This window comes from Arcicella sp. (genome assembly GCF_964672035.1).
Genome location: NZ_CBABQS010000022.1, coordinates 46,015 through 60,220 on the forward strand (window position 1 = coordinate 46,015; position 14,206 = coordinate 60,220).

The 14,206-nt window shown below is 35.4% G+C and carries 14 protein-coding genes; 12 read left to right on the plus strand and 2 right to left on the minus strand.

The window, feature by feature from the left end; translation table 11 throughout:
* Positions 1 to 22: 22 nt before the first annotated feature.
* Positions 23 to 604, plus strand: a complete 582-nt coding sequence (locus tag AC1W31_RS08555) for a nucleotidyltransferase family protein (RefSeq protein WP_481734012.1) — start codon at positions 23 to 25, stop codon at positions 602 to 604.
* 388 nt (positions 605 to 992) lie between these two features.
* Positions 993 to 1,796, plus strand: a complete 804-nt coding sequence (locus AC1W31_RS08560) for a response regulator transcription factor (protein ID WP_481734013.1) — start codon at positions 993 to 995, stop codon at positions 1,794 to 1,796.
* A 183-nt stretch (positions 1,797 to 1,979) separates the two neighbouring features.
* Here AC1W31_RS08560 and purL read toward each other — a convergent pair whose 3' ends face one another.
* The gene (gene purL, locus AC1W31_RS08565; protein ID WP_481734014.1) at positions 1,980 to 5,660 is read right to left on the minus strand and encodes a phosphoribosylformylglycinamidine synthase; all 3,681 of its coding nucleotides are present in this window, start codon (positions 5,658 to 5,660) and stop codon (positions 1,980 to 1,982) included.
* Between the two features lie 435 nt (positions 5,661 to 6,095).
* Here purL and AC1W31_RS08570 point away from each other — a divergent pair, with 435 nt between their 5' ends.
* From AC1W31_RS08570 to AC1W31_RS08590, 5 genes are all read left to right on the plus strand, one after another.
* Positions 6,096 to 7,346: a hypothetical protein gene (locus AC1W31_RS08570; RefSeq protein WP_481734015.1), complete on the plus strand. Its 1,251-nt coding sequence runs from the start codon at positions 6,096 to 6,098 to the stop codon at positions 7,344 to 7,346.
* Positions 7,347 to 7,739: 393 nt separating this feature from the next.
* Positions 7,740 to 8,060 carry an ArsR/SmtB family transcription factor gene (locus tag AC1W31_RS08575; RefSeq protein WP_481734016.1) on the plus strand — a complete coding sequence of 107 codons (321 nt, stop codon included), beginning with the start codon at positions 7,740 to 7,742 and terminating at the stop codon, positions 8,058 to 8,060.
* On the plus strand, positions 8,057 to 8,557 hold the full coding sequence (locus AC1W31_RS08580) for an SRPBCC family protein (RefSeq protein ID WP_481734017.1): 501 nt from the start codon (positions 8,057 to 8,059) through the stop codon (positions 8,555 to 8,557). The genes AC1W31_RS08575 and AC1W31_RS08580 overlap by 4 nt, the downstream gene beginning before the upstream one ends.
* Before the next feature lie 48 nt (positions 8,558 to 8,605).
* Complete coding sequence (locus AC1W31_RS08585) at positions 8,606 to 9,046, plus strand: VOC family protein (protein WP_481734018.1); 441 nt, start codon at positions 8,606 to 8,608, stop codon at positions 9,044 to 9,046.
* Positions 9,047 to 9,100: 54 nt separating this feature from the next.
* Positions 9,101 to 9,937 (plus strand): endonuclease/exonuclease/phosphatase family protein, encoded by an 837-nt coding sequence (locus tag AC1W31_RS08590; protein ID WP_481734019.1) that lies wholly within the window; start codon positions 9,101 to 9,103, stop codon positions 9,935 to 9,937.
* Between the two features lie 71 nt (positions 9,938 to 10,008).
* Here AC1W31_RS08590 and AC1W31_RS08595 read toward each other — a convergent pair whose 3' ends face one another.
* A complete protein-coding gene (locus AC1W31_RS08595) occupies positions 10,009 to 10,197 on the minus strand; it encodes a hypothetical protein (protein WP_481734020.1) in 189 nt (62 codons plus the stop codon).
* 34 nt (positions 10,198 to 10,231) lie between these two features.
* Here AC1W31_RS08595 and AC1W31_RS08600 point away from each other — a divergent pair, with 34 nt between their 5' ends.
* The 5 genes from AC1W31_RS08600 to AC1W31_RS08620 all read left to right on the plus strand — a co-directional run.
* Complete coding sequence (locus AC1W31_RS08600) at positions 10,232 to 11,323, plus strand: hypothetical protein (RefSeq protein WP_481734021.1); 1,092 nt, start codon at positions 10,232 to 10,234, stop codon at positions 11,321 to 11,323.
* Between the two features lie 85 nt (positions 11,324 to 11,408).
* Positions 11,409 to 11,942, plus strand: coding sequence for an RNA methyltransferase (locus AC1W31_RS08605; RefSeq protein WP_481734022.1), 534 nt, complete (start codon positions 11,409 to 11,411; stop codon positions 11,940 to 11,942).
* Positions 11,943 to 12,111: 169 nt separating this feature from the next.
* Positions 12,112 to 13,098, plus strand: a complete 987-nt coding sequence (locus tag AC1W31_RS08610; protein ID WP_481734023.1) for an aldo/keto reductase — start codon at positions 12,112 to 12,114, stop codon at positions 13,096 to 13,098.
* 91 nt (positions 13,099 to 13,189) lie between these two features.
* The gene (locus tag AC1W31_RS08615) at positions 13,190 to 13,915 is read left to right on the plus strand and encodes a cupin domain-containing protein (RefSeq protein ID WP_481734024.1); all 726 of its coding nucleotides are present in this window, start codon (positions 13,190 to 13,192) and stop codon (positions 13,913 to 13,915) included.
* Positions 13,916 to 14,015: 100 nt separating this feature from the next.
* A partial coding sequence (locus tag AC1W31_RS08620; RefSeq protein WP_481734025.1) for a hypothetical protein occupies positions 14,016 to 14,206 on the plus strand: 191 nt, incomplete at its 3' end.

Below are 14,206 nucleotides of genomic sequence, written 5' to 3' on the forward strand. Positions count from 1 at the left end.
AAGTAACAGAAAAATATTCGAGATGAGACTTTCCATTTTAATCCTTGCGGCTGGGAATTCAAGCCGATTAGGCTATCCCAAACAACTAATTGAGTTTGAGGGCCAAACCTTGATTGAAAGAATTACCGAAATTGCCTTAACAGTTTCAGAAGATATTTTAATTATTTTGGGGGGAAATGCCGACATGATTAAGCCAAAACTTGAAAGATTTGAGGATACAGTTTCAACTGTTTTTAATCCTGATTGGCAACAGGGAATGGGGACTTCAATCCGTGTAGGAGTAGAAAAATTAGCCGACAAATCAGATTTAATCCTAATTCTTTTGTCTGATCAACCATTTATTTCAAAAGTTCTTTTGCAAAATATGATGCAAGTTTTTGCAAATTCGCAGAACCCTATTGTAAGCTGCGTATATAAAAAAGCGTTAGGAGTACCAATGTTATTTGATAAAACTATGTTTCCAGAATTGCTGAATTTGAATGGAGAAAGAGGAGCTAAATCGTTTTTAAGCCACTATAAAAATAGTATTTCTATGGTTGATTTCCCACAAGGTGTTTTTGACATTGATACAATTGAAGATGTAGAAAAATTGAAAAGACCTTGATTGTAAGCTATTTACAAACAAGAAAACCGAAAATTTCTTCTCGGTTTTCTTGTGAAAGCTTTAAAGATTTACTTGAGAAGTGGCAATTGAATGCGATTTCAAAGTAAAAAAATAAATGAATCTTTCTTGCTTAATTATAAATTGTGGTTAAGTTTTAAAAAAGTGGTTAATATTATTGTGTGATTAAGTATTTAAGAAATTAATGTAACAACATATAAATAATTATCTGAAAACATTTATTTCTACACAAAATTGAGTAAAACATTAAAAAAAACAAATAGCCAATTTGGCTAATTTATGACAATAATCATTTAATTTTGAAGCGCTACTTGATACAACAACTGGTTTATTTATGGTAACGTTTAACACAATTGATTATTAGTATTTCATGCAAAATCAACCTCAATATTCATTAGAACAACTTTTTCGTAAATGCTTAGAAGCAGTTAATCAAATTTCAGGCGAAACTTCAGAGAAGTCGGCCGAGAAATATTTGCAAGAAATTGGATTCTTCAACAAAGACACTACTTACCTAAATGCGGTGTATGGAATTATGGACATGACTGATTTATCCTTCAAATATATCACTAACACGGACGTCGCTTTGGGGATTCCAGTTGAAGCATTTATACAAAAAGGATTCAGTGAATTTTTAGGTTCAATGACTCCCGAAAAGGAAAATATGTCTTCAATTCCTACCCTTTTTAAATATATGATTGATTCTATTAGAGAAGCTCCACAAGAGATTAAGAAAAACTTTGTGGCGTATGGCTACGGAATGAAGCATTTTCGCCCAAGTGGAAACCCTTTCCATACAATGGTGCAAATTTTTGGATTAGAGTTTAACGAAAAAGGTTACCCAACTTTGTGCTTTATAGTTGACCAAGATATTGACCATTTAATTAAGCCAACTGATCAATATTGGGGGCGTATGAGTTTCAATAATGGACAGTTTGTAACAACGTTTTCTTCTAAAGAAAAAGTCTTGAAAAAACAGGATATTTTTACGCTCAGAGAATTGGAAGTTTTGAAACTATTAATGAAAGGCAATGAATCGAAACAAATTGGTGAAAAGCTTTTTATAAGTTCAAACACCGTTGACAATCATCGCAAAAATATGATTCGCAAATTGGATGCCCGTGATACTACTGCATTGGTTCAGTTAACGAAACAATTGGGTATTCTCAGATAAAATTTCACTAACACACACAAATATATTCCCTCAACCTGTTTAACAAAAAGTCGGTTCTCTTCATGAAAACCGACTTTTTTGTTGCTTTTTTATTTCAGAATTAAGAACAAGGAATGGAGAATTTAGAAGTAAAAAAACACTTTTAAATTCTCCATTCCTTGTTCTTAATTCTGACTTCTTTAATTATTTCCCCTCCACCCATTTACGAGCGTTTACGAAGGCTTCCAACCACGGACTTACTTCGTCTTGATGATTTTCTGGATAATTTGCCCAGTTCCACGGAAAAGTTGAGCGTTCGATGTGAGGCATCATTACTAAATGTCTGCCCGTTTTGTCACACATCATCGCCGTGTTATAATCCGAACCATTTGGATTGGCTGGATAGTTTTCGTAGCCATATTTCCCAACAATATGATAATCTTCTTCTGAATTTGATAAGTTAAATTTCCCTTCTCCGTGCGATACCCACACGCCTAAAGTAGCTCCTGCCAAAGTAGAAAGCATGACTGAATTATTTTCTTGAACCTTGATTGACGTAAAAATACTTTCGTGTTTATACGATTGATTATGGTGCAATTTACCGTGAATTTCATGTTCAGGATTAATCAATTCTAACTCCATAAATAACTGACAACCATTACAAATTCCTACCGACAGCGTGTCTTCTCTTTTGAAGAAGTTTTTCAACGCTATATTGGCTTTTTCATTGTACAAAAATGCACCCGCCCAACCTTTTGCCGAACCCAAAACATCCGAATTTGAGAAACCACCAACCGCACCAATAAACTGAATGTCTTCCAAATTTTCACGACCGTAAATCAAGTCTGTCATGTGAACATCTTTTACATCAAAACCAGCCAAATACATCGCATTAGCCATTTCTCGTTCAGAATTACTACCTTTTTCACGGATAATTGCAGCCTTTGGTCTTGATTTTGTTGGGTCGATTATAGGTTTTTTTCCATCAAAATGAGCAGGGAAAGTATAAGTTAATGGTTGATTTTTGTAGTTGTTAAAACGCTCCAATGCCATGCCATTTTTAGACTGTTTAGCATCTAAAAGGAAGGAAGTTTTGTACCACGTATCTCTCAATTCTGATACCTTGAACGTAAAATTATCTTCGTTATTTATAACTGAAACATCCTCACTTTCCACCACTTTTCCAATGTTGAAAATCTCAATATTATTTTGTGCAAAAATTGCTTCTACCGTTGCATCAGCTTGGAAAATGATACTAATATTTTCGTTGAAAAGTGCTTTAACAGTATCACTTTCACCCAAAGCACTCAAATCATATTCAGCCCCTAAATTGACCTCGGCAAAACACATTTCTAATAAAGTCGTAATCAATCCACCACTTCCCACATCGTGTCCGGCTTGTATTTTATTGTCTTTTATTAAATCCTGCAAAAGATTAAAAGCATTTTTGAAGAATTCAGAATTGATAACGGTAGGCACTTCCTTTCCAACTTTATTCAGAATTTGGGCAAATGAACTTCCTCCTAATTTAAACGAATCTTGCGACAGGTTCAAATAGTAAATATTCCCGCCGTTTCTTTTCAACACAGGTTCAACGACTTTCGTAATATCCGAGCAATTTCCACCTGCCGAAATAATGACCGTTCCAGGAGCAATAACTTCATCGTTCGGATATTTTTGCTTCATCGAAAGGGAATCTTTACCCGTTGGAATGTTGATACCTAATTCAATCGCAAAATCTGAACAACCTTTTACTGCTTCGTAAAGTCGGGCATCTTCACCCGCATTTTTACAAGCCCACATCCAGTTTGCCGACAACGAAACTGACTTTAAATTATCTTTTAAAGGAGCAAAAACAATGTTTGAAAGCGCTTCTCCAATAGCAGTTCTTGAACCCGCCACTGGGTCAATCAAGGCAGAAATTGGTGAATGTCCGATACTCGTAGCGATGCCTTCTTTGCCTTTAAAATCCAATGCCATTACACCCACATTGTTCAATGGCAACTGCAAAGAACCTGCACATTGCTGTTTGGCAACTCTTCCTCCCACGCATCTATCCACTTTATTCGTAAGCCAATCTTTACACGCAACTGCTTCTAATTGAAGAACTTGATTTAAATATTCTTGAATATTTTCGACAGAATAATTTAATTCTGTATAATTTCTTTCGATGGTTTTATCCTCCATAATTACTTTAGGAGAACTCCCAAACATATCTTCAATTGCAAAATCCATCGGTTTCAATCCCGTTGATTTTGATTGAAAAGTGAAACGGTGATTGTTCGTAACGTCACCCACGATATACATTGGCGAGCGTTCACGGTCGGCAATGCGTTGGAGGATTTCCAAATCTTTTTCACCAATCACCAAGCCCATTCTTTCCTGCGATTCATTGCCAATAATTTCTTTGGCAGAAAGGGTTGGGTCGCCGACTGGCAATTTATCCAAGTCAATCAAACCGCCCGTTTCTTCAATCAATTCCGAAAGACAGTTCAAGTGTCCGCCCGCACCGTGGTCGTGGATTGAAACAATCGGGTTATGGTCAGCTTCAACCATGCCACGAATGGCATTAGCCGCCCTTTTTTGCATTTCTGGATTGGAACGTTGAATCGCATTTAACTCAATGCCAGAACCTAAAGCACCCGTATCAGCCGAAGAAACGGCCGCTCCACCCATGCCAATTCGGTAGTTTTCACCCCCTAAAATCACCACTTTATCGCCTTCGCTTGGTTTTTGTTTGATGGCTTGATTTTCCTTTCCGTAACCAATACCTCCCGCCAACATAATCACTTTATCGAAGCCTAATTTACGGGCTTCTTCTTCGTGTTCAAAAGTCAAAACTGAACCTGCAATCAAAGGTTGCCCAAATTTATTCCCAAAATCAGACGCACCATTGGAAGCTTTTATTAAAATATCCATCGGCGTTTGGTACAACCAATCACGTTCCGACATTCCATTTTCCCAAGGGCGATTTTCCTCTAAACGAGAATACGAAGTCATGTAAACTGCCGTTCCTGCCAATGGCAAAGAACCTTGTCCACCCGCCAAACGGTCACGAATTTCACCACCCGCACCCGTAGCAGCACCGTTAAAAGGCTCAACGGTTGTGGGAAAATTATGAGTTTCTGCTTTTACGGAAATGACAGAATCAAATTCCTTTTCAGTATAAAAATCGGGCTTATCAGCGGTTTTTGGGGCAAATTGAATTACTTTTGGCCCTTTGATAAAGGCAACATTATCTTTATAAGCAGAGATAATATCGTTAGGATTTTCTTGAGAAGTTTTCTTGATTAATTTGAAAAGCGAAGAATCTTTGGTTTCGCCGTCAATGATAAAAGTACCGTTAAAAATCTTGTGGCGACAGTGTTCTGAATTTACCTGCGAGAATCCAAATACTTCCGAATCGGTTAATTTTCTTGCTAATTTTACCGATAAATTATTCAGATAATCCACCTCTTCGCTACTCAATGATAAACCTTCTTTTTTATTATAAGCCGCAATATCATCAATTTCGAAAATCGGTTCGGGCTGAACGTTGATGGTATAAATTGACTGATTGAGTTGCGAATATTTTTGCGAAAGCATCGGGTCGAAATTCGTAAAATCTTCCGATACTTCGGTAAATTCTTCAATTCTGATGATGCCCAAAATACCCATATTTTGCGTAATTTCAACGGCATTGGTACTCCAAGGCGTAATCATGGCCGCCCGTGGCCCAACGAAAAATGAATCAAGCGATGATTGATTGGAATTAGTAGAAGTATGCTTATTTTCAGACGAGCTATTGAATAACCAATACAGTTTTTTGATGTCTTCTTGTGAAAAATTGTCTTGCTTTTGGACGGCAAAAACTGTGTTGGAGCTACTTCCGAAGAAATGAATCATTATTTTGCGATTTGATTGGTTTTAAAATGCAAAATTAAATTAATTAAATGGTTTATGCGAGAGAATTGTGTTTGGATTTGGATGGGACAAGATTTTGAGGATTACCATTTAATAAATTGGCTTGGTTTTGGAGAAGAAGTTTTGTGAATTTACCCGTGGTCAGTGAAGACGCTGACCACAGGTAAAGCATTAGAAAATTAGAAGGTTTGAATGACAGATATCTAATAAAATTACTCTCTAATACTTAATAGCCTTTAAACTACTTTACTTAAAAAAATAGCATATTAGAATTAAAGTTCTACTTTTACTTTAAAATATGCACTTGCCTATTTTAACCGTTATTAGCGCAATAATCCACAAATTGACAGTTTGTAGATGAGCCAAAAAGATAATACGCATTCAGCATACTTTACACACACTAAACGAGAATCAATAATGAATGATAAAAAAATAGTTAATATTGGAATTGGATTTGTTACAGGTCGATTACTATTTCAAAACGTATTAAAAACTTACATAAACAATTGGCTCGAACACGGGCTAATAGAAAATAAAAATGTTAGAATTCATGTCTTTGTCTCTTACGACTTGCGTTATAAAAATACCAATACCAACGACTATAAGAAAGTACCAAAAGAATTAAAAGATTTAGTGGATTCCATTCATTTTTATGGAGTAAACGAAGTAAATAGCGAAATTGAGCAATTGGCTCTGACTGATAATAATACGATTAGTGCCGAAGACTGTAATTTGCTTTTTGGTGAAGGTTATGCTAAAAAAAGAAACATTATAACCTACTTTGCCATAAAACAAAAAATGGATAAACTCCTTTTCATTGACGATGATGAATATCCGTTGGCTACCTACCAGAATAATAATGGCAAATTATTATGGATGGGTCAAAGTATTTTAAGCACACATCTAAAATTCAATGATGATGCTGACATAACTCATGGCTTGCATTGTGGTTATATTTCGCCAATCCCTTATTTGGAGTTTAACGATATTCTTACCGAAAATGATTTTAAATTGTTTATTGAAGCATTAAGCAACGATATTATTACTTGGGATAAAATGAAACAAGTGATTATAAACCATAAGGGAGTAACATATTCAGATGAAACTATTTTGAATAATCCGATTTCTTACGAAGTAAATGAAACCAATGGAATGAAGTTTATTTCGGGTGCAAATCTCTGTTTTAATTTAAAAAATTATCACAAGTTTCCTCCATTTTATAACCCACCAGGTGCGAGAGGCGAAGATACTTTTATGAGTACGGCATTGACCAATTTAAAGGTTGTAAAAGTTCCTTGCTATGCATTTCACGATGGTTTCTCTATGTATAATAATTTATTAAATGGCGTATTACCCGTTGAATTAAAACCCATAGAAAATACAAGTAATGAAATACTGATGCGTTTTATAAATGCCACAATTGGTTGGGTAAGGTATAAGCCTTTGTTAGTATACACAACAGACAGAGAAAATTTTGAAGTAATAATGACGACAATGAAAGTAAGTTTAAAATACACAATTCCAAAATTATGTGCTTACTTTAAAACGGAAGAATTCCACAAAATATTAATTGAATTTGAAAAATATAGAAAAAATGTAACTAAGCATCATAATGACTTTGAAAAAACAAAAACTACTTGGACAAGATTACTAAAAAATGCCATTTAATGATAGAATTAAAAGAAGTCGCTTAAAGCCGTGGGGGTTGTGTAAAAAGTATAGCGTTTAAAGTATTTTGCGCCAAATAATATTCCGAAATATTCTTTTAGAATTTATTTGGAAATATATTATTTGGAAATTTCTTGTTTTACGAAATGATATTTCTGCTTAAAATTTTTGACTTATAAACCTTTAACTTTTACACAACCCCCACGGGTAAAAAACACTATTACGCTTCGACCCCTGTGAAACACAAGCCACGGAAATAAAAAGACCCTTCCTCCAACAACCAAAAAAATTCCCGACATTTTACCTCGACAAAAATAATTGCCAATAAATTTGCGCAACTAAAAAGTTGCACATATATTTGCAACCTATTAGTTGCGTAATTAATTATTAAAAATGAAACAAGATATATTCCAAGCCATAGCTGACCCAACACGTAGGGCTATTTTAACTTTAATTGCTATTCAAGCATTAACGCCAAATGCCATGGCAGAAAAATTTGATATGAGCCGACAAGCAGTATCAAAACATATTAAAGTATTACAGCAATGCGAATTGATTAAGCCTGAGCATGCTGGTAGAGAAATTTATTATCACTTTAATGCCCCAAAAATGCAAGAAATAGACAATTGGTTAGCCCAATTTAGGAAAATTTGGGAAACTCAATTTAATCAACTTGACAATGTATTAGCAACAATTAAAGAACAGAAAAAATGAAAAACAATTTGCTATTTGATTTTACCGCTGACAAATCGACAAAAATGGTTGTCATAACCAGAGAATTTGCGGCCGAACTTTCGTTGGTTTGGGATGCCTTTACCAAGCAAGAAATACTTGACCAATGGGTTGCTCCTAAACCTTGGGAATCCAAAACAAAATATATGAATTTTGAAGTTGGTGGAAAAAGATTTTATGCAATGGTAAGTCCTGAAGGAATAGAGCGTTGGTCAATTCAGGAATATACTTCCATTACCCCAAAAACCAATTTTAAAATGTACAATGCTTTTGCCGACAAAGATGAAAACCCTGAATTGCCAGGGTCTGATTGGGATTATAATTTCAGCGAACAAAACGGCATAACAAAAGTGGTTATTACTATTTACAATGAATCCCTTGCCCGCTTAGAGAAGATGATTGAAATGGGCTTCAAGGAAGGATTTACGATGTCAATGAAAAATTTGGAAGAAGTATTGGCAACTTTATCGCAAAAATGATTTTTGCTTTCAAAAGAAAGAGTGTAAACCATTTAACAAATAAAAATTATGGCAATTATCAATCCTTACATTCACTTCAACGGGAATGCCGAAGAAGCATTTACCTTTTACAAATCAGTATTTGGCGGGACGTTCGCAAAAATTATGCGTTACAAAGACCTATCAAGTCCTGAATATCCAATACCAGAAAATGATGCCAATAAACTTATGAACATTGCCTTGCCAACCGGTAAAAGTAGTGCGTTAATGGGTAGCGATGTGATCGAAATTATGGGACAAGTAACGGAAAATGACAACCGAAATACCATTTCAATTAATGCAGAAAGCAAAGAAGAAGCCGATAAATTATTCAACGGACTTTCAGAAGGCGGTAAAGTTGAAATGCCAATAGCATACGGCCCATGGGGTAATTACTTTGGAATGTTTGCCGACAAATTTGGGGTTCAGTGGATGGTGGACTTTGACCCAAAATACAACGAAAAGGTATAAACCGACAGAAATACCAGCTAAAATTGATAGTTTTGTTGAAAAAATCGACAAATTATGAAAAGAACATTTTATCTACTATTACTTTTATTAAGTACAACTTTCAGCAGTTTCTCTCAGCAAAAAACAACCATTATGACTTTTAATATCCGAATGGAAACCATTCAGGATGGAGAAAACCAATGGGCTAAACGTAAAGAAAATCTTAGCAGTATGCTTGAGTTTTACGAAGCGGATCTTTGCGGAATGCAAGAGGTTTTGGTGGGACAAATCAGAGATTTAACCAAACTTCTTCCCAAGTATGCGTACGTAGGCGTTGGGCGTGATGATGCCAAAGAAGGCGGAGAATTCTCGCCAATCTTCTACAAAAAAGATAAATATACGGTCTTGGAAAGTAATACTTTTTGGTTGAGTCAAACGCCCGAAAAGCCCAGTAAAAGTTGGGACGCCGCTTTAAATCGAATTGTTTCTTATGCTAAATTTAAGGACAATAAAACGAAAAAGATGTTTTACGTTTTCAATACGCATTTCGACCATATTGGTCAAGTGGCTCGGCGTGAAAGTGCTAAAATGTTGGTGGCTAAAATTAAGGCGATTAATCATAAAATCCCCGTAATTTTAACAGGAGATTTTAACAGTACTCCCCAAGAAGAGCCAACAATCATTATTAACGAAGGATTAATTGATGCTCAAAAAGTAACAAAACAGCTCCATTTTGGCCCAATAAGCACTTTTAATGGGTTTGAGTCTAAAGAAATTGCAGGCAGATTGATTGACTATATTTTCTTGAATACCGATAAAATAAAGGTGCTTAAGCACGCCACCTTGAGTAATACTTGGGGCGGTCGTTTTGCCTCCGACCTTCACGCAGTATTAGCGCAACTTGAATTTTAAATATTCTATTCTTTTAAATAAAAATAGCCGAACAGTCAGACTGTTCGGCTATTTTTGTAGATAGTAATGCTCTAATCAATCAATTTATGTTTCTCGTTGTAAGCAAAAATAAAAATTATTATTTCTCCTAAAATACCTACTATGGCGGTGAAAGTATCGCCCAACCATATTAAAAGAAATGAGAAAATAAGGAACATAATCACCAATTGTGCGGTTGAAAGTTCGTTACTATCGTTGTGTTGTTCTTGTGATACTGACATAATTATTACGTTAAATTTTAATTTGTAACAAGATATGAATAAATATAAAAAAAACACGCATTTTTTGATTATTCTGTCCATATTTTTTTGTAAGTCATCCCTCCTATTTGCCCAATATACAGATAAATGGATATCGTTGAAATATGAATCTGTCAGGCATAAACCCCATAATTTTTACTTTTCAAATGTGATTGATGAACGAAAAGATAAAGCTAAAATTGGAGTAATTTATGGAGAAAATCAAACCGAAAAAAGCTTAAAATTGAGTGGAGGAACGCTTAAATCAGTGCAAAATTATTTTTCAAAATCAATCATTAAAGACTCATCCGATTACCCTATCACCTTTAAAATCAAAGAGTTGTCAATTATTGAAAATCTGACAACTGTAAAAATTACAGGAAAATGCAGAATCAGGGTTTCGTATAGTTTCCAGCGGGATACAACGGAGATAGAATTAACTGATTTTCAAACGGCCATAACCTTCAATCGGACGCAGGGAGATTATAATAATTACGAAACTTTATTGAGCAAAGTAATCGAAAAATCAGTCATGTATTTTGATGAATGGATGGAAGAAAATTATGACAAAAATTCCAAATTGATAAAAGCAGTAAGATTGGTTGTCAATTCGGATTATCAAATTGAAAATCCTGAAAAGGGTGATACTATTTTTTGGTCGCCTATTCGCAAAATGACGTGGTCAGACTTTACAGGAATAATGCCAAAAACATCAAAATACTCAGCCCAAATTTTCAATAACTTTGAATACATTGCGCCATTGCATTTAGAAAATGGCATCTTAACCATCAATCTCCAAATGAAGGCTTATATGCTAAAAAGTGGCTCTTGGACCTCATCAACCAGTCTTTCTGACTACAGCATCGCTCATGAACAAGTGCATTTTGACTTGACAAAAATTGTGGTAGAACGCTTTAAACAAAAAGCAAAATCGATTTTAACAGTTGATAATTACGACAGTGAATTGCAGATACTTTTTATCGAAATGTACCGAGAAATGAACCGTTTACAAAAGGAATATGACGATGAAAGTAATCACAGTGTTAATGTTGTGGGACAACAAAAATGGCAACAATTTGTTGATGGGGAATTGAAGGGATTAAGGTAAAATGAAAATATAATTACAAATGACGGAAGTCGTGCTTTTGAAGGCCGACTTCCGTTTAATAAAAAGCAGAAACAATAAAATTTAGATGAAAAAACTATCAATGGACGATTTGAATCGTCTTTCCACGGAGGAATTTAAAGAGGTTGAAAAATTCCCGTACACCTTAATTTTGGATGATATTAGAAGTATGAATAACATCGGTTCGGTATTCAGAACGAGTGATGCTTTTAAGGTTGAAAAGGTTTATTTGTGCGGCATCACAGCAACGCCTCCGCATCGAGAAATCCAAAAGACGGCTTTGGGTGCGGATGAAACCGTTGTGTGGGAACACGTGGAAGATGTGCTTACACTCGTAAAAAAATTGCAGTCGGAGGGCGTAATTGTGGCCGCAGTGGAACAAGTAGAAAATAGTGTTTCTTTACTTAGCTTTGAGCCAGCAGAAAATCAAAAATATGCGTTCGTATTTGGCAATGAAGTTTTTGGCGTAAATCAATCGGTGGTTGAACAGGCTGATTTTTGCTTAGAAATTCCGCAATACGGCACAAAACACTCCTTGAATATTTCGGTAACGGCGGGAGTTGTGGCTTGGGATTTTGTGAGTAAGATTTTGAGAAAATAAAAGGATTCGCTTTCAGCGAATGGTTGGAACACAGATGACGCAGATTTTGCGGATTTACGCAGATAAAAAAACGTAATATGTATAGTCTAATAAACTTCATTTATGAGGTTTTCTTTCTTAAAAAATAAATCAGGACAAAAGAATTTTTTTATACATATACATTTGAAACATGAATTATAAAACATTAGGAAAAACAGGCTTTGAAATTTCAGAAATCAGCCTTGGCACTTGGCAAGTTGGCGGAAAATGGGGTGATGATTTTAACCACACTACGGCCGATGAAATATTAAATGCTGCCGTTGATTCGGGCATTAATTTTATTGATACAGCCGATGTTTACGGCGATGGCGAAAGTGAAAAAGCCGTTGGGCGATTTGTAAAAAGTCGTTCAGAACGGATTTATGTGGCTACAAAATGTGGTCGTCAGCTCAATCCGCACACCAATGAAGCTTATCAACCCGCAGTTTTACGAAAATTTGTGGAAAATAGTCTCAAAAATATGGGACTCGAAACCTTAGATTTGATTCAATTGCATTGTCCCCCCACGGAAGTTTATTATCGTCCAGAAATATTTGAGTTATTTGATAGATTAAAAGACGAAGGCAAAATCTTGAACCTCGGCATCAGCGTTGAGAAAGTGGAAGAAGCTTTAAAAAGTATTGAATATCAGAATGTTACTTCCGTACAAATTATTTTCAACGTCTTTCGTCAGCGTCCTGCAGAATTGTTTTTCGAGCAAGCACAAAAGAAAAATGTGGGGGTAATTGTGAGAGTTCCTTTGGCAAGTGGATTATTGACGGGCAAGTTTTCAAGCAACTCAACTTTCACATCGGGCGACCATAGGAATTTTAATCGGAATGGTGAACAATTTGATAAGGGCGAGACATTTTCAGGGATTGATTATGAAACTGGACTTGCCGCAGTGGAGGAATTAAAAGCTATTTTTCCTAATGATAACAATCTCGCACCCATGGCTTTACGTTGGATTTTACAACATGAAGCGGTCACGACAATTATTCCTGGAGCTTCAAAACCTGAGCAAGTAACGGCCAATTTAGCCTCGTTAGATTATCCAGCATTGAGCGAAGAACAATTATTTAATATCAACGCTGTTTACGATAAATACATCAAAAAATCAGTACATCAATTATGGTAGTTTTTAATAAAATTTAACTTCAGTAAATATGAAAAGGCTAATTCTTCTATTTTGTTTGTTTCAAAGTTTAGCTTTTTCACAAAGCAAACTCATGGAATCTAAAGTTTATTATTGGAACGATTTGACAGCAGTTAAAAGACCTCAGGGTGAAGCTCGCCAGATTTTAGAAGGCACCACGCCCGATTTTAACCTTTTTAAGGTTCATGCCAGTACGCTTTTACCAAAAGGCAGAATGAAAAAAGAGGCTTATACGCAAGAGAATGAAGAATTAATCATTGTAAAAGAAGGAGAATTGACGGTAACCATCGAAGGTAAAACAAAGGTTTTGAAAGCAGGTGGAATGGCTTTAATTATGTCGAACGATTTGCGTGAAACTGAAAATAGAAGCGATGGCAATACCACTTATTACGTTTTTCAGTTTAATTCGGTGCTACCAGTTGACCTTGAAAGAGGTAAAAAAGCGGGTGGTTCATTGATGCTCAATTGGGATGAAGTAGCTTTTAAACCCCATGATAAAGGTGGTAGAAAAGACTTTTTTAATCGCCCCACATCCATGAACAAACGCTTGGAAATGCACACTACGACCTTAAATGCTGGATTGATGAGCCACCCTGCCCACACCCACAAGGCCGCTGAAATAATCTTTTTGGTAAATAGCCAAAAAGATGAAGCCACAAGCCAAGCCCAAGAAACCATTGACGGCAATTGGTATGATGCAAAAGTGGGGGACATTATTTTTTTACAGTCTAATAGCCTTCACGGTATCCGAAATACTGGTACGGGAACTTGTACCTATTTTGCTTTTCAATTTGAATAGTTTTTAGACACTAAGAAAAATTAATATTTATGAGTTATGCGAATCAGGGGTTAAATAATTCAAAAAAAAACAGACGTAGTTTAAATTGAGTTAGGATTTCATGCACGAACTCCTACTTATCAAGTTATACTTTTACGTCTGTGAAGAGTATAACGACTATCTTCGCTGGAATGTTCAGCGATTTAGCCCTAATGGGCAAGAAGGTCAAATCAGTGATGAAGAAATCATCACTATTTACTTATTTTGTGTAGCTTATGAAGAGAAATATAAAGTAAAATCTATCCATAAGCA